Annotated in this window: 21 protein-coding genes, 2 tRNA genes and 1 pseudogene; 18 read left to right on the top strand and 6 right to left on the bottom strand. The window is 66.3% G+C overall.

Annotated elements, in window-relative coordinates; all coding sequences use genetic code 11:
* The first annotated feature begins 259 nt into the window (after positions 1-259).
* From KXD97_RS28495 to KXD97_RS28470, 6 genes are all read left to right on the top strand, one after another.
* The gene (locus tag KXD97_RS28495; RefSeq protein ID WP_260754315.1) at positions 260-514 is read left to right on the top strand and encodes a hypothetical protein; all 255 of its coding nucleotides are present in this window, start codon (positions 260-262) and stop codon (positions 512-514) included.
* A complete protein-coding gene (locus tag KXD97_RS28490; RefSeq protein ID WP_260754314.1) occupies positions 511-1242 on the top strand; it encodes a hypothetical protein in 732 nt (243 codons plus the stop codon). Before KXD97_RS28495 ends, KXD97_RS28490 begins: the two co-directional genes overlap by 4 nt.
* A 728-nt stretch (positions 1243-1970) precedes the next feature.
* The gene (locus KXD97_RS28485) at positions 1971-3194 is read left to right on the top strand and encodes a hypothetical protein (protein ID WP_260754313.1); all 1224 of its coding nucleotides are present in this window, start codon (positions 1971-1973) and stop codon (positions 3192-3194) included.
* A complete protein-coding gene (locus tag KXD97_RS28480) occupies positions 3184-4506 on the top strand; it encodes an AAA family ATPase (RefSeq protein WP_260754311.1) in 1323 nt (440 codons plus the stop codon). The genes KXD97_RS28485 and KXD97_RS28480 overlap by 11 nt, the downstream gene beginning before the upstream one ends.
* Before the next feature lie 314 nt (positions 4507-4820).
* Complete coding sequence (locus KXD97_RS28475) at positions 4821-5678, top strand: hypothetical protein (protein WP_260754310.1); 858 nt, start codon at positions 4821-4823, stop codon at positions 5676-5678.
* Between the two features lie 101 nt (positions 5679-5779).
* Positions 5780-6220, top strand: coding sequence for a hypothetical protein (locus KXD97_RS28470; RefSeq protein WP_260754309.1), 441 nt, complete (start codon positions 5780-5782; stop codon positions 6218-6220).
* 11 nt (positions 6221-6231) lie between these two features.
* Here the strand turns inward: KXD97_RS28470 and KXD97_RS28465 are convergent, their stop codons facing one another.
* Positions 6232-7476 (bottom strand): IS110 family transposase, encoded by a 1245-nt coding sequence (locus KXD97_RS28465; RefSeq protein WP_105386664.1) that lies wholly within the window; start codon positions 7474-7476, stop codon positions 6232-6234.
* A gap of 435 nt (positions 7477-7911) precedes the next feature.
* On the opposite strand from KXD97_RS28465, the gene KXD97_RS28460 reads away from it, so the two are divergent.
* The 4 genes from KXD97_RS28460 (at position 7912) to KXD97_RS28445 (ending at position 10247) form a co-directional block, all read left to right on the top strand.
* Positions 7912-8427, top strand: a complete 516-nt coding sequence (locus tag KXD97_RS28460; RefSeq protein ID WP_313901330.1) for a recombinase family protein — start codon at positions 7912-7914, stop codon at positions 8425-8427.
* Between the two features lie 117 nt (positions 8428-8544).
* Positions 8545-8748 (top strand): hypothetical protein, encoded by a 204-nt coding sequence (locus tag KXD97_RS28455; RefSeq protein WP_260754307.1) that lies wholly within the window; start codon positions 8545-8547, stop codon positions 8746-8748.
* 319 nt (positions 8749-9067) lie between these two features.
* Complete coding sequence (locus KXD97_RS28450) at positions 9068-9643, top strand: DUF6431 domain-containing protein (RefSeq protein WP_260751629.1); 576 nt, start codon at positions 9068-9070, stop codon at positions 9641-9643.
* 103 nt (positions 9644-9746) lie between these two features.
* Positions 9747-10247, top strand: a complete 501-nt coding sequence (locus KXD97_RS28445; RefSeq protein WP_313901329.1) for a tyrosine-type recombinase/integrase — start codon at positions 9747-9749, stop codon at positions 10245-10247.
* Here the strand turns inward: KXD97_RS28445 and KXD97_RS28440 are convergent.
* Complete coding sequence (locus tag KXD97_RS28440) at positions 10214-10891, bottom strand: hypothetical protein (protein WP_260754305.1); 678 nt, start codon at positions 10889-10891, stop codon at positions 10214-10216. The genes KXD97_RS28445 and KXD97_RS28440 overlap by 34 nt on opposite strands.
* Positions 10892-11399: 508 nt before the next feature.
* Between KXD97_RS28440 and KXD97_RS28435 the strand changes: the two genes are divergently transcribed.
* The 3 genes from KXD97_RS28435 (at position 11400) to KXD97_RS28425 (ending at position 13323) form a co-directional block, all read left to right on the top strand.
* A complete protein-coding gene (locus KXD97_RS28435) occupies positions 11400-11948 on the top strand; it encodes a hypothetical protein (protein ID WP_260754304.1) in 549 nt (182 codons plus the stop codon).
* Between the two features lie 284 nt (positions 11949-12232).
* On the top strand, positions 12233-12808 hold the full coding sequence (locus tag KXD97_RS28430; RefSeq protein ID WP_260751629.1) for a DUF6431 domain-containing protein: 576 nt from the start codon (positions 12233-12235) through the stop codon (positions 12806-12808).
* Positions 12809-13047: 239 nt separating this feature from the next.
* Positions 13048-13323 carry a hypothetical protein gene (locus KXD97_RS28425; protein WP_260754302.1) on the top strand — a complete coding sequence of 92 codons (276 nt, stop codon included), beginning with the start codon at positions 13048-13050 and terminating at the stop codon, positions 13321-13323.
* A 14-nt stretch (positions 13324-13337) separates the two neighbouring features.
* On the opposite strand, the gene KXD97_RS28420 is transcribed toward KXD97_RS28425, so the two are convergent.
* Positions 13338-13411 (bottom strand) — tRNA-Gly (locus KXD97_RS28420).
* Between the two features lie 135 nt (positions 13412-13546).
* Between KXD97_RS28420 and KXD97_RS28415 the strand changes: the two genes are divergently transcribed.
* The 4 genes from KXD97_RS28415 (at position 13547) to clpP2 (ending at position 16505) form a co-directional block, all read left to right on the top strand.
* Positions 13547-13623: transfer RNA gene (locus KXD97_RS28415), tRNA-Pro, on the top strand.
* A gap of 57 nt (positions 13624-13680) precedes the next feature.
* Positions 13681-15111: a trigger factor gene (gene tig, locus KXD97_RS28410; RefSeq protein WP_260754300.1), complete on the top strand. Its 1431-nt coding sequence runs from the start codon at positions 13681-13683 to the stop codon at positions 15109-15111.
* A 54-nt stretch (positions 15112-15165) separates the two neighbouring features.
* Entirely contained in the window at positions 15166-15837 is a 672-nt protein-coding gene (locus KXD97_RS28405) for an ATP-dependent Clp protease proteolytic subunit (protein ID WP_396884586.1), read from the top strand.
* Positions 15834-16505, top strand: coding sequence for an ATP-dependent CLP protease proteolytic subunit ClpP2 (clpP2, locus tag KXD97_RS28400; protein WP_260754298.1), 672 nt, complete (start codon positions 15834-15836; stop codon positions 16503-16505). Before KXD97_RS28405 ends, clpP2 begins: the two co-directional genes overlap by 4 nt.
* 141 nt (positions 16506-16646) lie before the next feature.
* Here the strand turns inward: clpP2 and KXD97_RS28395 are convergent, their stop codons facing one another.
* A complete protein-coding gene (locus KXD97_RS28395) occupies positions 16647-17090 on the bottom strand; it encodes a TIGR03618 family F420-dependent PPOX class oxidoreductase (RefSeq protein ID WP_260754295.1) in 444 nt (147 codons plus the stop codon).
* A gap of 162 nt (positions 17091-17252) precedes the next feature.
* Here KXD97_RS28395 and KXD97_RS28390 point away from each other — a divergent pair, with 162 nt between their 5' ends.
* Positions 17253-17555: a hypothetical protein gene (locus KXD97_RS28390; protein WP_260754294.1), complete on the top strand. Its 303-nt coding sequence runs from the start codon at positions 17253-17255 to the stop codon at positions 17553-17555.
* Between the two features lie 164 nt (positions 17556-17719).
* Here KXD97_RS28390 and KXD97_RS28385 read toward each other — a convergent pair whose 3' ends face one another.
* Together KXD97_RS28385 and KXD97_RS28380 are read right to left on the bottom strand one after the other, a co-directional pair.
* Complete coding sequence (locus tag KXD97_RS28385) at positions 17720-19267, bottom strand: IS1182 family transposase (protein ID WP_260753369.1); 1548 nt, start codon at positions 19265-19267, stop codon at positions 17720-17722.
* A gap of 138 nt (positions 19268-19405) precedes the next feature.
* Positions 19406-19588 (bottom strand): annotated as a pseudogene (locus tag KXD97_RS28380) (homocysteine S-methyltransferase family protein); the annotation flags it as partial.
* Positions 19589-19704: the final 116 nt, after the last annotated feature.

Raw genomic sequence — 19704 nt, 5'->3', positions numbered from 1 at the left:
AGGCCCCTACCGGAGCGCACAGGAAAAGCTGGGCAGACCAGCGGATCCCACCTGCCCGCACCAAACCCAGCCACCGAAATTACCCCCGGCCACCATCAGGAAGGCCGATCCACGGATTGAGGCTAAGTGGACCGGCGATGGAGGTGAGGTGGAGGTGGGTAGGTAATCGCCGCGACTCCGAGCGGGATTCGGGCTAGCGTCGATAGGCGGAACCGAGAAAGCCTCTCGGCGAACACATTCAAGTGAGAAAGCCGGAACCTTGCGAACACCGTATTCACTAGCGCCACCAGCCGAACTGGCGCTGTCGGCTGCGCCGACGCTCAAGGGTAAGCAGGCCGCGCACCGCTGGATCGCGGAGGAGTTGGGTGTTGCGATGACGCTCAACTATTTCGTGACCCAAGCGAACCAGCATCGCGTGCCCCATCACTGGATCGGGCGTGCAATGTACTTCAGCACCCTTGACCTCTGGCACTGGGTGATGTCCCACCACCGGCCCGCGAAGGACACAGTATGAGCGACAACAACGTTGACCCGAAGCGAGCCGCAGCCCTCCGCCGCAAGTACGGGATGGACAATCCGCCCCAGGCGGATAACACAGTCGTCGCCGCGATCAACCGAACCGACCAGATGTATGGCCGGCTGTTCACCCGCGACAGCGCCGAGTTGTTCGACCCGGTGCGTGGAGCGGCGCTCTACGACGTTGCGCAGGAGGCGCTGCGGAACCTTCACGCGGCGATGGGTGAGCCCGCGGACAGCATCGACCCGGCGGGCCTAGGTCACCTGGTGGTCGGGGACGACGCGGCGCGAATCAGACGGGTCACCTTCGACAGCCACGACGGCTCGGAGGACGCGTTCACCCCGCTGAGCCCTGACGACCCGGCGCTGTATGTGCACTTCGTCGGCAGTGATCTTGTGTTCGTTGTGCGCGGCCCGGAGCAGCTCGACGCTTTCGACCGCGCGACGGGGCGGACTGCCCGGCCAAGGCGTGGTGTCGACTACTTCGCGCCCATGCTCCAGATCATGATGGAGATGCACGACCAGTATTGGGACCGGCCGTGCGACGTGAACGTGAGCCGAAGTTGTGATGGAGCTACCCAGCTGGTCCCGTACCGCGCGGGTGCAATCCTCCTTCTGTTCGAAGTGTGCGGGCCGTGCATGACCTACGCCGAGGCAGCGGCGGCCACGGGGTATGAGATGAGCGTGATGGAGGCGCACGCACGCGTCGGCCTACCGTTCCCGTGACCGGTCCCGTGCGGCCGAAGTATGAGAACTTCCCTCAATCGCCGCGTTCGGCCCCAGTATCCCCTTACCTGACGGAAACGGCGATTGCTCACAGGGGCGCTGAGAGCCGGAAGTGTTCGCGCGGTGCGGGTCTCGCCGTTAAGCGATCGGCGCGAAAGCGCGACGGAGGGGTAAAGTAGGGGTACCGCTAGCGACCGCGAGCGGGAAAGGTTCGGAGCCGCCTTGGCGGGTGAAGGCACCGAACGAAGACCAACCCGAAGGGAATCGCCACCGCACCGAAGTGGTGCGGGCGACCTGGTGTTGCTGAGGTCTGTACCGACCTTGGCCCGAACCTTTGGGAGTTGTTCGTGTCTGTGGACCCGAATGAGGTTACGAACCTCACTGAGTATGGTCTCTTCCGCAAGCTGCGGGAGTTGGGTTATCCCGTAACGGAATACATGATCCGCATCGCCGTGCGACGGCGGGAGATTCAGCCCGTCCGCCTCGGCAATGGGAACTACTTCAGCGTGAATGACGGATTGCGGTGGATCGAGTCGCGTCGTCAGACCGGCTCATACCGCGTCCCGACAAATGCTGCGCAATAGACAGGAGTGCCCCAGTCGACCGGGCGGGTTCGACTGGGGCGATGTGTCCTGTGTCCACCACAACACGAGAGAACGAGTATGACTATACCCGCCGAAGCTATTGCTAGCGAACAGATTACGACCACAACATGCCGTCTCTACGATGTGCTCGTTGCACTCGGATTCGCTGCACACGAACGGGTTTCCATCAACACTCGTGCTCCTGGAGGCCGCTTCCAGTCGCGCCTCTGGCGAGTCGCCGACCTCGACGGCTGGGAGCCGCCGCAGGACCGCGATGTCTGGTTCGGAGTCAACCCGGTCGCGCGGCATGTGCGGTCGGGCCGAGGCACCGAGGGCGACATTCGGCGCGTGCGCGCGCTGTTCGCCGACCTCGACGTCAAGCCGGGTAGGCAGTTTGACGCCATAGACAAGTGTTACGACGCCGCGCGGATGCTCGGCAACCGGCTGGGGGTTGCGCCGGCTGCGCTAGTCGAAAGCGGTCACGGCTTGCAGCCGATATGGCGCGTCGGTTCCCCGAGCGGCGATAGCAACGTTGTCGACCGGGACCGGTCGCGCGACGACTGGAAGCTGCTCTACGCCCGATGGGGATCACTCGTCCAGAGAGCGGCGCGCGACGCGATGTGGTCGCCAGACGGGGCGCAGAACAGCCGGAGCATCGACAACGTCTACAACCTCGACCGCATTCTGCGCTGTCCCGGCTCGGTGAACTGGAAGAACGCCGATGACCCGGTGCCGGTGAAGGCCTGGCTGGTGGAGTCGCCGGGCCGCATGCGTGCCGCCGGGCTGCTCAATGTGCTGGACGGCAGCAGCGTCGGCCCCCTCGCTCCGGTCCGCTCGGTTGGCGCGCGGGTGGCGACGAACCTCGGTGAGGCCGACGCCTGGATCGGCGAGCAACCCGGCGCAGACCTCGAACCTGCCGACCTCCGCCAGCGGCCACGGGGCCAGGTGTTGTGGCAGTACCTCGACGCCGCGGCGTTGGTCGACGTGCTGGATGATCCGAACGGCGCCCACCAGGCGATGACCGCGAAGGTGCTGCACGCCGTGCTGTCTGCACAGGAGGGGCGGGCCGGTCTCGTCGTGGCGCTGAACAACCTCTCGGACGCCTACGTGGCGTTGATGGAGGCCCGCGCTCGCGGGGATCGGGCGGGTGACGTCCGGTCGGTAGCGACTGCCGAGGACGACGTTAGGCGAGCGGTCGTCGGAGCCGTCGCAAGAGCGAGAGCGCGCGGCAAGCCGGTCATACCGAACGTCGAGGCCTGGGGGCCGGGACGAGCGACGGTCATGCCGGTTCGCAGGACCCGTCGTAGCTGGCCGAGGTACCGGCCTCAGTCCAGGCCACGCGCGAGGAGGCAGGGCCATGAGCGCTGACTTCGACTACGAACCCGACGCCGGTGAGTTGGACCAGGCGTTGCGCGACCGCATTTTTGACGACCGTCTCAACCGGCGATGGGAGGAGTACCAGCGCCAGCGAGACGGCAACGCGGATTCATCGTGGGACCCCGTTGATCTGCACGACTACATCTACGGCGACGTTGAAGAACTGGTTCCTGAGTTCCTGACCCGCGACGACGGCAAGAGCTTGCTCTACCCGGGGTGCACTCATTCGATTCACGGCGAAACGGGGTCGGGGAAGTCGTGGATTGCGCAGTTCGCCATTGCCCAGGTGCTCGGGGACGGCGGGTCGGCGCTTTATGTGGACTACGAGTCCGCCCCCAGCCCGATCGTGCAACGGCTGAGGCGGCTGGGCGTGACACAAGACGCCCTCAAGGGAGGCCTGACGTACGTGAGGCCGAAGCAAAGCCCCGACGCCCTCGACATCGACCGGGTTGCCTTCGGGGCGTTGTTGGGGTCGAAGTACGACGTTGCGGTCATCGACGGCGCCAACATCTCACTAGCGCTGTGCGGGTTAAACCCGAACGCGGCGACGGACGTTGCCCGCTGGCACGATCTGATCTTGCTGCCGGTCGCGGAAAAGACAGGCGCGGCCACCGTTGCCATTGATCATGTGCCGAAAAGCAACGACCGGAACGGGTTTGCCTTCGGCAGCCAGCACAAGATGGCAGGGCTGACGGGATCGGCTTACACCGTGGAGAAGGTAGAGCCGTTTGGGCGGGGCCGTTGTGGGACCGCAACACTTCGCGTGGGGACGAAGGACCGCGAGGGGTACGTCCACGGGCTCGGCGTGGACGATAGCCACGCGGACGGGCTTCTGGTGGCCGAGTTCCACTTAAACGCAGCAGAATCGGCGGACGCGGTCAAAGCACGGCTGGTCGGCCCGGACCCGAACAAGCCACGTAGCGCGAAGGTCGGCAAGAACAAGAACAAGAAACCGACGCGCGCGATGGAGTTGGTGAGTCGCTACTTGGAAGGCACCGAAAGGGAAGCCGACCGATCCAAGAAGCGCATCGAGGACAACGTCATGGCCGACCACGCGGGCAAGAACGGTGCGCCGACTCGCACCGAGATTCGACTGGCGATAGATGTGCTTTTGAAGAGGGAAACAGGCATGGAGCCCTATCTGACGACGACACCGAATCCCCGGGGCGGTGAGTTCTATGCCGTCGCGCGGCCGTATCGGGAGGACGAGGACCGAGAGTCAGGCGAGTACGTACCACCGAAGTTCAAGCTCGCCCTTGCTGAATCAGGCGCTCTCGACAGCGAATCGGAGACCGAGGAATGAGTAACCTCGCGGACCTCGCCGGACCTCGCCGAAGCTCGCCGTGGCGAGGTCTGAAGCGACCTCGCCGACCTCGCCGCGACCCCCGTAGGGGGCGAGGTCGCGCGGTCAGCGGCGAGCTACGCCGGTCCCGAGGGCGCGGGTACGTCGGCGAGGTAGTCGGCGGATCGAGGGGCGGTCTCCCGTGAGGAACCTCTACACGCCAGCAGAGCCGCCGTACTGGTGGGAGCCGCAGAAGCCAACCCGACGCGGGCACCCGCGACGGCCCCGAAGAAACCCGAGCCGCGAGCCTTGGCCCGTGGACTGGACCCGACCCGGTGAGAGATGAGGAGCAGGAGATGAAGTTGGACCGACGAGAGCGCGAGGAGTTGCGCGCGGAGTATGAGACCGGGAAGTGGACGGTGGAGGAACTCGCGGGCATATGGAGTCTGAGTGTTGAGGATGTTGAGAAGTACTGCACCGCAACAGAAGACGCCTCGAATGACGGACGCATGCAAAGGCTGAGTGAGGAGTGGTGGGCGTCGCGGAGTCCCGAGGTTCAGGCGAGGCGCTGCCACGCTCACCGCCGGAACGGCGACCGCTGCGGGAAGGTTGCGATGGAGGCGCAGCAAGTTTGCGGCACCCACGGGGGTCGTACATCGCACGCCAAGAGCAAGGCGCGCAGACGAATTGAAGAAGCAGCCGACCGGATGGCCAAGCAGCTACTCGGTATCGCCGCCACCGCCGAGTCCGAGTCGGTGAAGCTGGCCGCGGTGAAGGACGCCCTGGACCGCGCAGGCCTCAAGCCGCCGACGCAGGTCGAAGTCGACGTGAAGCCCTACGAGGAACTGCTGAGTGACCTCGGCGGCATCGCCACGATCAGCCGAGCAGAGTCCCGTGCTCGTCGCGGTCTCGCGCCCGAGCCACCCGCCTTGGCCGGCCCGGACCCGGCTGCGCCTATCGACGCCGAGGTCGTAGACGACCCCGCCCCGCTCGACATGAGCGAACCACACCCTGACAGCCCGTCTGCCAGCCGAACGCCCGCCGACGAGGGCGACGGCCCGCCGAGCCGCCCGGCATTCGCCGAGGGCGACGTAGCGCCGCGACCGGGTACCGCGCTCGTCCCCATGGAGGACGCGATTGCCGCCACGTCGCCGCGCTACGTGCGTAGCCAGCGCATCCGTCGTCGCAGGTGAGCGGCCATGCGGCGTGTAGCCATCGGGCGGCGGCTGGCGTAGAAAACGGGGCGGAAGGCGTAACCGACCGGTTAGGCCCCGAAACCCGAAGGAGAACCGACATGTCGAAGCGATACACCGCCGAAGCCCCCGGAGCGCTGGCCGAGGCCGAGGCCAAGTGGCTGAAGGCCGAGAAGGGCGTTGAGATCACGGCGGCGCAAGTCCGGGCCGTCATCAGCTACCACGCCGAGTTCCAGAAGTCCGACGCCCGCAAGGCGCAGCGCGAAGCCGAAGCCGCCGAGCGCAAAGCCGACCGCGAAGCTCGCGAACAGGCGAAGGCAGCACAGGAGGCCGAGCGGGCCAAGAAGGCTGCAGAGCGGGTGGCTACCGCGAAGGCCCGAGCCGAGGCCGCGAAGCTGCGGGCCGAGAAGGCCGCAGAGCACGCCCTGGCCCTGGAGCAGGCCGCGAAGGCAGCCGAGGCGGGCAAGGTTCAAACGCCGGCCAAGCCCGCCAAGGCGACCGCCAGCACGGCGAAGCCCGCAGCGAAGGCCGCGAACGCATGAGTTGCCCTGTGTCAAGCCGCCCTGGGTTGATCCTGGTTGATCAGCTTTTGGAGGGCCCTGTGTTGGGTGGGATCGTAGGCGACTTCGTCGTGCCAGCAGTGCCAGAGGATGTAGAGCCAGGCGCGGGCGAGGATGCGCACGGCGTGGGGGTGGTCGTGTCCGCGGGCTCGGGCGCGGTTGTAGAGATCGGCAGCCCAGGGGTTGGCTCGACGACTGTCACCGGCGAAATCGCATACGGCGTCGCGGAGTTGTTTGTCTGCAGCCCAGCGGAATCCGACGTGTTTGACTTTCCCGGACTGGCGGGTGGAGGGGGCGACTCCGGCCAGGCACGCCAGCGATTCGGGGGTGGGGAACCGTGCGCGGCAGTCGCCCATTTCGGCGAGCAGTCGGGCGGCACGGAAGGTGCCCGAGCGGGGCAGGCTGGTGAAGATATGAGCATCGGCGTGAGCGTCGAGTTGCTCGGCGATGCTCTGGTCGAGGGTTTTGATCTGGGCGCTCACAGTGCTCAACACCTCGACGAAGGTCGCGGTGATGGTGGCACCGTCGATACCGGTGGCGCCGCGAGGCGCGGCGGTGAGTCGTCGGTGCAGTTCACTGGCGTGGGTGCGGCCGCTGTAGCCAACGCTGGCCAGCCAGTTGGCCATCCGGGTGACCGAGAGCCAGTCGGCGCGGTCCTGGCAGTCAAAGCGGGCCAAAAAGGCCAGGCTGATCGGCGAGTCGATATCGGCGAACAGCCCGACCGCGCCGGGAAAGACGATCATCAGATGAGCCCGCAGCTGGTTGGCGATCGCCACGCGGTGAGCGACCAGATTTTTGCGGGCTCGACAGGTCTGACGCAGGGCGACGGTGGCCGGGCTGTCGGGCTGCAGGGGCCGCAGCCGGGTCCGGTCGGTGCGCAAGGTGTCGGCCAGGACGAACGCGTCGAAGCGGTCGTCTTTGTTGCCGGCCGATCCGTAGCGCCCGCGCAGGTTCTTCACCTGGTTGGGACTGATCACCACGACGGTGATCCCGGCCTCGAGCAGGGCATCTACAACCGGACCGTCGGGGCGTTCGATGGCGACTTCTCCGACACCGACGCGCTGCAGTGTGGTGAGCAGATCACGCAGCCCAACGGCGTGGTGACCGATCGTTTTGCGGGTGATCTCGCGGCCTTTGGCATCGACGATCGAGACCGCGTGATCATCGCGGGCCCAGTCGATTCCACAGGTGAGCCCATTGGTGGGTTCCGTTGGCAGGGTATTTCGGGCAGACTTCATGACAGCCTCCTCGCTGCTAAGCCCAGTGGGGAGGCACCCTTATGTGCAGGTTCCGGGGCACGACTGCCGGTTCGCTCACTGAGCGGCGCTCGGTGGCGCATAGCCCTGTCGACGGTCAACGCGCCCCGGGTAACCACTGGCCTCCGCAGAACTCATGCTGGACATCGAATGTGTCGAGCGAGCAGGGCGATAGATCAGCGGCACCTCGGGTGCATCGGCAATCCATCCAAGATCACCGACACAAGGATGGTGCACCAGTGAGCGCACAGACGACGGGCGGGGGAGTGGTCGCTTTCCCGCCCTGCCCTCTGATGTTCGCCTACACGCGGGTCAGCACGGAGGAGCAGGCGTTGAGCCGCAACGGGTTAGAGGCACAACGCGCCGCAGTAGACGCCGAGGCCGACCGGCGGGGCTGGTCCGTGGAGCACTTGGGGCGTGACCGGGAAGGTGATCGGCCCGCAGCTACAGCACGTGTTGCAGCTTCTTGCGGCCCGCCAGGCGGACGGCCTCGTGGTGGCCAAGCTTGACCGGCTGTCGCGGTCGATAGTCAACGCCGCCAACATTATCGAGGCAGCACAGCGGCAAGGGTGGTCGCTGGTGATCCTGGACCTGGGCGTTGACCTCACGACGGCGGCGGGCCGCATGATCGCGATGAATCTAGTCAACTTCGCCCAGTACGAGCGCGAGTTGATCAGCGAGCGCACGAGAGCCGCCCTGGCCGCCAAGAAGGCGCGTAACGAGCCCATCGGTCGGCCCCGACTCGCCAAACCGGGGGTCGTGCGGCGGATCGTGACCGACCGCGACGCGGGCCTGAGCTTCGCCAAGATCGCAGCCGCCTTGGAGGCCGAGGGGGTCCTCAGCCCCACTGGCCGGCCCAACTGGCAGAGCAGCACCGTACGCCGCATCTACGCCAGCGCAACAGCGGGTGCAGAACCGGGGGTGCCTGCGTGATCTTCATTGGCTTCCCGACGTTCTGGCTCAGCGCGTTCGTGACGGCGCTGACGGCAGTGGTGCGAATCCTGCGCGCTGCCGGGCTCATTGACTCAGTGATCGACTGGAGGTAACCCAATGCCGCAACCGACCGACGACGACTGGCGCGCGATCTACGCCGCCGCGTTTCTCGCCTATGTGCGGGACCAGGCCGACTGGTCACCGCCGCCATTCGACGACGCCCCACGCGAGCCCCGACCCGCTCAGATGCACCGCGGCAGCGATGCCTGGTTCGCAGATATGCGCCGCCGTCATCGCCAGATCCAGCGGGGCCGACGGTGAGGCCGCTGGTGCGGACGGACGCGAACGGTTGTTGACCGTCCCTCTGTGTGACGACCACGGCGGGGGTGATCGTCATTGAAGTTGTCGAAATCCCGGGTCGGGGACGGCGGTCGTCTGCATCATCAGCGTGCCCACGAACGGACCCCGCGCTGGTCTGCTCGCGCAGAGTCCATTTCGGCTCCGGCGCGATGCCGAATCCCGAGATCGTCACAATCGGTGACGGCGGACGCGTCGATTCTGCGGTCGCCCAACACGAACTGACCCCTATCCCGGTTCCCGGGTGATAGGTAAGGCTGGTGGATCATGGACTGGCTCTGCGGTGATCGTCGCGCGCACCGGCGAACTGGCCGAGAAACTGCTCGCCGCCGGCGAACTCCGCTGCCCGCGGTGCCGCGACGGCCAGCTGACTTCTTGGGGCTACGGCAGGCGGCGCTCTGTGCGCGATCACGACGGGACCACGATCACGGTGCGCCCCCGCCGCACGCGATGCCGGTCCTGCTCGTCAACGCATATCGTGATGCCCGCCGCTCTGCAGCCACGCCATGCCGACACCACCGCAGTGATTGGAACAGCATTGCTGCACAAAGCAAATGGACTCGGACACCGGCGTATCGCGGCGACCATGGGGCGGCCGGTGTCCACCGTGCGCCGCTGGCTTCGCCGACTACCGCCAGAGCACCTGGACCGTCTCGCACGCGACGGGACCGAGCAGCTGCTCGCCCTGGACCCCGACACGTTCACCGCGCTGCGCTACCGAGGGAACATGTTGCACCACGCGCTGTCGCTGTTGTCGGCAGCGGCCTACTGGGACCGCCGCCGCTACGCCCTCGGTGAGCCGCCGTGGACCCTGATCGGGATGTACACCCGCGGCCGCCTTCTGGCGCCACCCGGCTGACCCTCCGACGTCCCCGCGCTGCCGCCGGGGGCGTCATCACCATGCCTGCCGACAGTCGTCACCATGACGACCACCGCGTCGCCGCGACGATTACCCCGTCACAATGCAGACCGACCCCCGAAATCACGTCTGCATCCACAGTGACGCCATCGTCTGCATCCTGAGCGACGGCCAACACCCCGACGACAGACCCGCTGCCGAGCGGCAGGCAACCGCCTTGGCGAACCTGACCGCCCAGGACGCGGGGGAGCGGCTCGTGCTTGACTGGTCCGTGCCCTACCGGCACGCGACGTTCTACAAGGTGGTGTACCGGCCCGCCGTACTGCGGGCTAACCGGGCCGCTACGGCTACCGACAACGCGGCCGCAGCCCTACCGCCCGGACTGAAGTTCCACGCGCTCCGGCACACGTACGCGAGCCTCATGATTGCGGCGGGCCGACCGATGTTCGAGATTGCCCGGTTCATGGGCCATGCGAAGCCGAGCACGACCGAGACCGTCTACGCCCACCTACTCGCGGATGACCACTCCGACGCCATGGTCGCCCTGGGCGCGATGGAGGCCGAGCCGAGCTACGGCCCGAACGTCGTGCCGCTCTGGAGCTGAGGCTGGACCCACCCGAATCGCTCGGCGGTCGCCAGCACCTCATGGGCGAACACACGGATGAGCGCGAGATGCCCGTTCGATGCGTACTGCGTGACGCCCTGCTCGAACGGAGGCGGGCCGTCGTAAGTCATGTTGCCCGTGATGCCCAAGCCCCACTCGCCAGCCATCAACTCTTCGTAGAACCGCTCCAGTTTCGGGTCGACGTGTGCCCCGCCGTCCGTGTCGGCCGCGTTCAGAATGAGACGTCGGCGGGACACGGACGTCCCATTCCTGTTGGTCACAGACTCCGACTGCCACCAAGTTTCGCGGGAGACCTCGACAAGCGGTAGATCCAGACGCGGAAGAAACCTCATTGGGGTGGACGACCTAATGTCCAACTGCATCGCGAGAAAGTCCTGCCAATCCGCCCACTTCTTCGTCCGTGGCGTCGCCAGGATCGTGCAGTCCTCCATCGACAGCTGCGTGAGTAACGACTGGCTCAGCGGTTTGCCGGTCTTGCGCGAGAAGGTGTCGTGGAACAGCATGCGCATGGCATTGGCGAGGCGCAGAGCCTCTTCCTCATGTCCCGCGTCGTAGTCCCTGACCGAACGCTTCATGAAGGCAAGTTGCTCGCGAAGCTTCGCTGACGGTCTGTCTTCCCCCATGTGGAACGCGGCTCCTTCGTGTGGGTCATGGCGGTTCCATACCGAACGGAACAACGTAACTCCGCGAGTCCTCAACGCCGAGTTGCGACACGCCATGGCCCAAGGTGTTGTGTTGCGCCTAGTTGTCGCGTCCCAGGGATAGTGTGGCCGTGTCGAGAACGAACAGCCCCACACCGGGGCTACCGGCGTGAGGCTGTCGCCGCGCACAACTTTCTGGGGTAGGCGCGTGGCAACCGTACCTCGCACGGGATCGCCGCCAAAGGGGCGAGCGGTCCTGCCGGGACCGAAGTAGTTCCGGCGCGGAAGGAGGTGATCACAATGGCGACCATCAAGAAGACAGTGAAGGTGTGGCCGGGCCAGACCAAGAAGGTCAAGACCGGCAACGTGACGTGGACGATCAAGCGCGGCCGATAGGCCCCGCTCGTCCCCGTCAGGGCAGCCCCGGTTCTTCGGAGCCGGGGCTGTTCTCTGCGGAGCTCCTGTCGGTAACAGGCCATAGCCTGGTCTCATGCCTGCACTTGACCCCCGAGACCGCGTACAGCGTTTCGTCCTGCGCGCTCGCAAACTAATGGCACATTCGTTGGTGCGTGACAACATGGCGCTTCTGGATGATCTCGCCGCCGGCACGCTCAAGGCGAACATCCAGGTGAACATGAAGACCGGTGAGAGCACGGCAACGCTCGAAATGACGTTGCCTCCCGAAGAGGCGTTTGAGTCGTTCGCCGCAAGGCTCCGACCGTTCACCACAGGCAAGGAGGCTGTCTACTGGGCGTCTGTGCTTGATGCTCTCGAGAAGCTCCTGAGCAAGGAGACATTGGCAGAGATCGTGGACATGGACGATCTTCGCGAGCATTGGAAGCGTGTCGTCGAGGGTTCGAATATCGCGCAGGCGTACTACGTAACAACCGAAGACGGCCAACTCACCGATGCGCAGCTAGCGGATCTGTGGCTCAACTCGGACGCGCTGCACACCCAGCCGATCACGTCGGCAGTAGGTAAGACGATGAGTCTCAACCAGAGGTATCAGGCGGCATGCGGGGTGTTCGCCCGTTGTTGACCGTCCCTCTGTGTGACGACCACGGCGGGGGTGATCGTCATTGAAGTTGTCGAAATCCCGGGTCGGGGACGGCGGTCGTCTGCATCATCAGCGTGCCCACGAACGGACCCCGCGCTGGTCTGCTCGCGCAGAGTCCATTTCGGCTCCGGCGCGATGCCGAATCCCGAGATCGTCACAATCGGTGACGGCGGACGCGTCGATTCTGCGGTCGCCCAACACGAACTGACCCCTATCCCGGTTCCCGGGTGATAGGTAAGGCTGGTGGATCATGGACTGGCTCTGCGGTGATCGTCGCGCGCACCGGCGAACTGGCCGAGAAACTGCTCGCCGCCGGCGAACTCCGCTGCCCGCGGTGCCGCGACGGCCAGCTGACTTCTTGGGGCTACGGCAGGCGGCGCTCCGTGCGCGATCACGACGGGACCACGATCACGGTGCGCCCCCGCCGCACGCGATGCCGGTCCTGCTCGTCAACGCATATCGTGATGCCCGCCGCTCTGCAGCCACGCCATGCCGACACCACCGCAGTGATTGGAACAGCATTGCTGCACAAAGCAAATGGACTCGGACACCGGCGTATCGCGGCGACCATGGGGCGGCCGGTGTCCACCGTGCGCCGCTGGCTTCGCCGACTACCGCCAGAGCACCTGGACCGTCTCGCACGCGACGGGACCGAGCAGCTGCTCGCCCTGGACCCCGACACGTTCACCGCGCTGCGCTACCGAGGGAACATGTTGCACCACGCGCTGTCGCTGTTGTCGGCAGCGGCCTACTGGGACCGCCGCCGCTACGCCCTCGGTGAGCCGCCGTGGACCCTGATCGGGATGTACACCCGCGGCCGCCTTCTGGCGCCACCCGGCTGACCCTCCGACGTCCCCGCGCTGCCGCCGGGGGCGTCATCACCATGCCTGCCGACAGTCGTCACCATGACGACCACCGCGTCGCCGCGACGATTACCCCGTCACAATGCAGACCGACCCCCGAAATCACGTCTGCATCCACAGTGACGCCATCGTCTGCATCCTGAGCGACGGCCAACACCCGTATAGGTGCGATAGCGAACCGGACGTTGTTCTTGATTGACCATCTCTATAAGGAGGGTTTGCTCGAACTGGACCCCGAGACGTTCACAGCGCCCGTTCTAGCCGACACCACGCTCAAAACCGAGTCCAAGATTTACAGCGCCGAGGTGGGCGCGCCACTACCGACGGACCTGTCTGATCTCGATCCCAAAGTGTGGAAGCCAATCCACATGGACGCGGAGTTCATCGGCGGCGTCGAGGGCAACCATGCATCGGAAACCGATGCCGGCGGACCCGCCGAACAAGGGACGGATAAGGGACCGCCGAGCGGGTCGAACGCCTGTGCTACCGGGTAAGCCCTGGTAGCCGGTGGAGCGGGCGACGGGAATCGAACCCGCGTAGCTAGTTTGGAAGACTAGGGCTCTACCATTGAGCTACGCCCGCGTGTGCTGCACTTCGTGACAGTACCGGCAAATGGTACCGGGCCCGCCTAACTCAAATCCAATTGAGGCATCGGCGCGGCCAGGCCGTAGGATCGCCGGTGGTCTGATGCCGCGCGCAGGCGTGCGCAGCAGCGACCGGGGTGTAGCGCAGCTTGGTAGCGCATCCGCTTTGGGAGCGGAAGGCCGCAGGTTCAAATCCTGTCACCCCGACCAGCAGTGCCCCCCGACAGCACGACCACCCACAGTAGAAGCAATAAGAGGAGTACCAACGTGAAGAGCACCGTCGAGAAGTTGAGCCCCACCCGGGTTCGCATCAACGTGGAGGTGCCCTTCACAGAGCTCGAACCGGACATCGACCGCGCGTTCAAGCAGCTGGCCAAGCAGGTCCGGCTTCCCGGGTTCCGTCCCGGCAAGGCGCCGCGCAAGCTGCTCGAAGCCCGTGTCGGCCGCGGCGCTGTCCTGGAGCAGGTCGTCAACGACGCGCTGCCCGCCCGCTACAGCGAGGCCATCACCGCGGAGTCGCTGCAGCCGATCGGCCAGCCCGAGATCGAGGTGACCAAGCTCGAGGACAACGAGGAGCTGGTGTTCACCGCCGAGGTCGACGTCCGGCCCGAGATCGAACTGCCCGACCTTGAGGCGCTGAAGATCACCGTCGACCCGGTCACTGTCGCCGATGAGGACGTCGACGCCGAGATCGACTCGCTGCAGAAGCGCTTCGGGACCCTGACCGGGGTCGACCGGCCCGCCGAGGACGGCGACTTCGTCTCGATCGACCTGTCGGCGACCGTCGACGGCAAGGACGTTCCCGAGGCCCAGACCGAGGGGCTGTCCCATGAGATCGGCTCCGGGCAGCTGATCGAGGGTCTCGACGAGGCCATCATCGGGCTGAACGTCGACGAGTCCAAGACCTTCACCACCACGCTGGTCGCGGGGGAGCACGCCGGCCAGGAAGCCGAGGTCACCGTCACCCTGCGGTCGGTGAAGGTGCGGGAGCTGCCCGAGGTCGACGACGACTTCGCCCAACTGGCAAGCGAATTCGACACCGTCGACGAGCTGCGCGCCGACCTGAAGGAGAAGGTCAGCCGGATCAAGCGGGTCCAGCAGGCCGAGGCGATCCGCGACAAGGCCATCGAGGTGCTGCTCGAGCAGACCGAGATCCCGCTGCCCGAGGCCGTCGTGCAGGCCCAGGTCGACGACACGCTGCACAACGCGATCCACGGCCTCGACCATGACGAGGACAAGTTCGCCGAGACCCTCAAGGAGCAGGGCAGCAGCCGCGAGGAGTTCGACGCCGACAACCGGGCCAACGCCGAGAAGGCAATCAAGACCCAGCTGCTGATGGACGCCATCGCCGACAAGCTGGAGATCCAGGTGGGGCAGAACGACCTCACCGAGCGCCTGGTGCTGATGTCGCGCCAGTACGGTCTGGAGCCTCAGCAGCTGCTGCAGATGCTGCAGCAGAACAACCAGCTGCCCGCGATGTTCGCCGACGTGCGCCGCGGGCTGACCGTCGCGGCGGTCGTGCACGGCGCCACCGTCACCGACACCGACGGCACCGAGATCGACACCGCGGAGTTCTTCGGGCCTTCCGGTGAGCAGGCCGAGGCTGCCGGTGCGGATGACACGCAGGACGACGCGGACGCGTCCGGCGAGCCCGCCGCCGCCCCCGAATCCGATGAACAGGCCGACGACTCCAAGTGATGCTGTGAGCGAACGCGTGCCGTCTGGGGACTCCCCGTCGGCGCGGGTTCGTTAGTGTCGTTCGTAAGACCGGTCACCGCGTCGGAAGTAGACAAAGAAAGCAGGTATCCAGTCGTGACTGACATGCGTGGCGCCTCGTCGGGCCTCAACCTTGTCGACTCGGTGTATGAGCGGTTGCTGGCCGAGCGCATCATCTTCCTGGGCTCACAGGTCGACGATGACATCGCCAATCGGCTCTGCGCGCAGATCCTCCTGCTGTCGGCCGAGGATCCGACCAAGGACATCCACCTCTACATCAACTCGCCCGGTGGCTCCATCAGCGCCGGCATGGCGATCTACGACACGATGGTGCTGGCCCCGTGCGACGTGGCCACCTACGCGATGGGTATGGCCGCCTCGATGGGCGAGTTCCTGCTCGCCGCGGGCACCAAGGGCAAGCGCTACGCACTGCCGCACGCCCGCATCCTGATGCACCAGCCGCTCGGCGGGATCACCGGCGGCGCGGCGGACATCGCGATCCAGGCCGAGCAGTTCGCCAGCATCAAGAAAGAGATGTTCCGGCTGAACGCTGAGTTCACCGGGCAGACCATCGAACGCATCGAGGCCGACTCTGATCGCGACCGCTGGTTCACCGCTCAAGAAGCCCTCGAGTATGGATTCGTCGACCACATCATCACCAGCGTGACCATCAACGGCGACGGACCGGGAGCAGGACTCGACAAATGACCGACAACACCCCTTCGTCTATCCACCCCGCCCTGGACCCACGCGTGCAACCGCAGGCCCGCTACATCCTGCCGTCGTTCATCGAGCACTCGAGCTTCGGCGTCAAGGAGTCCAACCCGTACAACAAGCTGTTCGAGGAACGCATCATCTTCCTCGGCGTGCAGGTCGACGACGCCTCGGCCAACGACATCATGGCCCAGCTGCTGGTCCTGGAGTCGCTGGATCCCGACCGCGACATCACCATGTACATCAACTCGCCCGGCGGTTCCTTCACCAGCCTGATGGCGATCTACGACACCATGCAGTACGTGCGTGCCGACATCCAGACGGTGTGCCTGGGCCAGGCCGCGTCCGCGGCGGCGGTGCTGCTGGCCGCCGGCACCCCGGGCAAGCGGATGGCGCTGCCCAACGCGCGGGTGCTGATCCACCAGCCCGCTCTCGGTGGGGTGATCCAGGGCCAGTTCTCCGACCTGGAGATCCAGGCCGCCGAGATCGAGCGGATGCGGACTTTGATGGAGGAGACCCTTTCGCGTCACACCGGCAAGCCCGCCGACGTGATCCGCAAGGACACCGACCGCGACAAGATCCTGACCGCGGAGGCGGCCAAGGATTACGGGATCATCGACACGGTGCTGGAGTACCGCAAGCTGTCGGCCCAGAAGGGCTGAGCGTTCCGCGGGTACTACCTGTTCGCAGCGCGTGGTGCGGGCCTCGAAAGGGGTGGCGCGCTACGCGCTGCGGCGTTTCTGCCCGCGCTGATCAGCGTGTGACGCGCAATGTCCGTGCGGGCGCCGCACGTGTCGTCCTTCTCACCCGTTGCCGTAGATCCTGGTCGGGGTGACAAGCACGGCCGTGCGGCGCTGCTCGCGCATCGTGCGGTCGTAGGTGTCCCAGTCGTCGTGGGTTCCGCCCGCAGCAGTGAAGATGTCCCGCAGCAGCCGCGGAAGGGTGTCGCCGCTACCGAGCCACGGCTGCGGATCGTCCGGGCCGGCCAGTTCGGCCGTGCCCTCGACGGTGGCCCAGTGCCAACCGCGGCGGAACGTGACCGCGATCTGCGGCCGCGACCGCAGGTTCATCAGTTTCACGCGCCCGTAGGTGACGAATCCGAGGACCGGCTCGCCGGTCGCGGGATGCGGCAGCGGTCCGGCGTTGATCAGGGAGGCCTGGATCGTCTGGTCCGCGCGCACCGTCGCCACCACCGCCAGGCCGCTGTCGTCCCGGGCGAGTGCGAACGCGTCCTGAAGCGAGGTCATGCCCGCAGGGTACGTCGGGTCACGGTCTCACCGCGGGGCTGAGCGGTGGGCCCGCAGGCCGTTCACCGGAAAGGCACCGCCGTAACGTCCGCTCGTGTCAGGCTGATTATCAACGCAGACGTAAACGCATCGTGCGACCGCGTCCTGATCCAAGGAGTGCCCATGTCGGAGCGAATCAAGTCGGGCGCGGCGGTGGTCGCGTTCGTGGCGGCGGCCGCGGGGCTGCTGATCCAGACCGCGACGGCCGTGGTCGCACAGGCCCAGGAACCGGTGTGCCCGGCCGGGACCTACTGGGACGCCGCCACCGCGACTTGCATCGCGGTCAACGTGTACGTCAACCCGCCGAACCCGGTGATCGGCCCCGCGGGTCCGATCGGGGTTGGCGGCGTGGTCGGTCCGGTGGGTCCCGGTCCGGTCGGGCCGGGACCGGTGGGCCCGGGTCCGCTGGGGCCCGGACCCCGCTGACACCTAGGAGTCTGCTGAATTAGTGGGTTGATGGGGCGGGGCGTCTCAAGCGCTCGTCGGCGCGTGTGTGAAGTCACAGGCAGGCCGACAGATTCGGGATTGCCCCGCCGTTTGGGGCGTGGCAATCCGATGTTCGCGCCGCAAGGCCGCCGGGATGTCTGGGCTTAGGCGATGGCCCAGGTGGTGCCGGTGTGGGTCAGGCCCATGCTGATCAGGCGGCGCAGGTTCAATGCGGCGGCGCGGTGGTGCAGCCAGTGGTTGTTCTTGCTGACGCCGCGGTAGCGGACTTTGCGGTTGCCGCGGGTCAACCAGGCGATCGAGCGTTCCACCATGGGGCGGTGTTGGCGGTACTCGGCCTGCCATTCGGGTGTGCGCGCGATGGCCCGGGCGGCACGTAGGTGCGGTTCGTGTTCGCTGATGGTGAGCTTTCGCCCACGCACTGCGGTGGTGCACAGGTGCCTCAAAGCGCATGACCGGCAATGCTTTTCGAATGCGGCTCCACCGCTAGGCCCGATGGGGATGGTGTGCTCGGCCGGACACGTCACGGTACGGGCCGCGAAATCGATGGTGAAGTCATCGCTGGTGAACCCACCCGGGACCGGGGTTCTCAGCGGGAGCGGTTTGATCACGGCGACATGCTTGAGCTCGGCCAGCGTCGCCCGTGCCTGACCGGTGCCGTAGGCCGAATCGCCGAGCACCCGCACCGCCGTCGTCTCGTGTGCCAGCAGCGCCAGTCCGATGACGGCTTCGTGATTGTCTTGTCCGCTTGCCTTGGTCAGCGCGCAGTCGGTGATGATCCCGGTATCAGGTTCGACCGCGATGTGGGCCTTGTATCCGTCCTGGCGGCGATGCACCGTCTTATGGGCATGGCGGGCTTCGGGATCCACGGTAGAGATCACCCGATCACCGGCCACCTTCTGCGCGATGCGCCACTGCCCGTCGGTGCCATCAGAACCCTCGACCGGTTCGACGTCCTGGCCGGCGACCAGCGCCAACAACGACACCGCCTCAGCGGCGCGCGGGCCCAGTTCCTGGTCGGGCAGATGCCCCAGCAGCCGGTGCGCATCGCCGACCAAGGCGTCGACAAGCTGGTCGCGGGCGGTTCTGTCGTTCCAGGCGATCGCCGGTTTACCCGGATCGCTGTAATCGTGGGCGGTGCAGTAAGTGGTGATCACCTCGCCGGCCCCTGGGACTTCGCGCCCGACCCGGCGGATCGCAGCGATCAGCTGGGTTACGGTGTCCTGGGTGGACACCGCATCATCGAGCACGGTGGAGTCCAACGCTCGCCGCGTCTTTTTGGCCAACACACCGGTCTGCGCCACGACGGCCTTGACCGCCTCAAAGATCCGGTCCGGCGCCTGCGAGGCCGCCAGCCGGCGCCGCCAATAGGTCAGCGTGGTCGAGTGAAACGCCGGCGCGGTCACCGCCAACCCGCACGCGGCTTTCCAGCGCAGATCGAAGGTGACCGCGTCCACGGTCTCGCTATCAGAGAGCCCGTGCAGGGCCTGCAAGGTGATCACCGAGGCCATCACCTCGGCCGGCACGCTCGGACGCCCCCGCCGCGACGGGAAAAGATCAGCGAACATCGCCTCGGGAAACAACTCGTGGCGGTGTTCGGCCAGGAATACAAACATGCTGTCGGACTTCAGCAGATGCCCGGCAACCGACTCCGCATCCAACAGCTCACGCTGATCCTCAGAATGCCCCTGCATCCATTAATCATCTCGAGAACCCAGCCACAAACCCCGCCACCACGCCGGATTAATTCAGCAGACTCCTAGGCGCTCAGCTCGCCGGCAATCCGGCTGATCTCCGCCGGGCCGACCCGGCAGCAGCCGCACCGTGTGCGTCGCGGGCGCGGCGAAATACGCCGCAGGCACCGCGACGATCTCCTCGGGCGCGTCCACCAGCAACCGCGCCGACCGCAGACCGTGCGACAGGTCGTGGCCGCGCGCTTCGAGTTCGGTGGCCGGCCCGCCGTCGCTGACCAGCACCGTCCGGTCGCGCCGAGGATTCCCACCCCGCCACCGCACGTCCGATGAGCAGGTCAAGAGGTCGACCGGTTACACCCTGCCCAGGCAGGTACTCTCGGTCGGGTAACGGCGGCGACACGCCAGAGACACGGTGGTGCGTTACGCGACCATCGCGG

This window comes from Mycobacterium sp. SMC-8, assembly GCF_025263565.1.
Classification (GTDB): domain Bacteria; phylum Actinomycetota; class Actinomycetes; order Mycobacteriales; family Mycobacteriaceae; genus Mycobacterium.
Note: the sequence above shows the minus strand (reverse complement) of the source record. Positions and strands in the feature narration are given on the sequence as shown.

Coding starts and splice junctions, on each gene's coding strand:
- KXD97_RS28490 (WP_260754314.1), top strand. CDS start 511: ATGAGCGACAACAACGTTGACCCGAAGCGAGCCGCAGCCCTCCGCCGC.
- KXD97_RS28480 (WP_260754311.1), top strand. CDS start 3,184: ATGAGCGCTGACTTCGACTACGAACCCGACGCCGGTGAGTTGGACCAG.
- KXD97_RS28470 (WP_260754309.1), top strand. CDS start 5,780: ATGTCGAAGCGATACACCGCCGAAGCCCCCGGAGCGCTGGCCGAGGCC.
- KXD97_RS28465 (WP_105386664.1), bottom strand. CDS start 7,476: ATGAAGTCTGCCCGAAATACCCTGCCAACGGAACCCACCAATGGGCTC.
- KXD97_RS28455 (WP_260754307.1), top strand. CDS start 8,545: ATGCCGCAACCGACCGACGACGACTGGCGCGCGATCTACGCCGCCGCG.
- KXD97_RS28445 (WP_313901329.1), top strand. CDS start 9,747: ATGCAGACCGACCCCCGAAATCACGTCTGCATCCACAGTGACGCCATC.
- KXD97_RS28440 (WP_260754305.1), bottom strand. CDS start 10,891: ATGGGGGAAGACAGACCGTCAGCGAAGCTTCGCGAGCAACTTGCCTTC.
- KXD97_RS28435 (WP_260754304.1), top strand. CDS start 11,400: ATGCCTGCACTTGACCCCCGAGACCGCGTACAGCGTTTCGTCCTGCGC.
- clpP2 (WP_260754298.1), top strand. CDS start 15,834: ATGACCGACAACACCCCTTCGTCTATCCACCCCGCCCTGGACCCACGC.
- KXD97_RS28395 (WP_260754295.1), bottom strand. CDS start 17,090: ATGACCTCGCTTCAGGACGCGTTCGCACTCGCCCGGGACGACAGCGGC.
- KXD97_RS28390 (WP_260754294.1), top strand. CDS start 17,253: ATGTCGGAGCGAATCAAGTCGGGCGCGGCGGTGGTCGCGTTCGTGGCG.
- KXD97_RS28385 (WP_260753369.1), bottom strand. CDS start 19,267: ATGCAGGGGCATTCTGAGGATCAGCGTGAGCTGTTGGATGCGGAGTCG.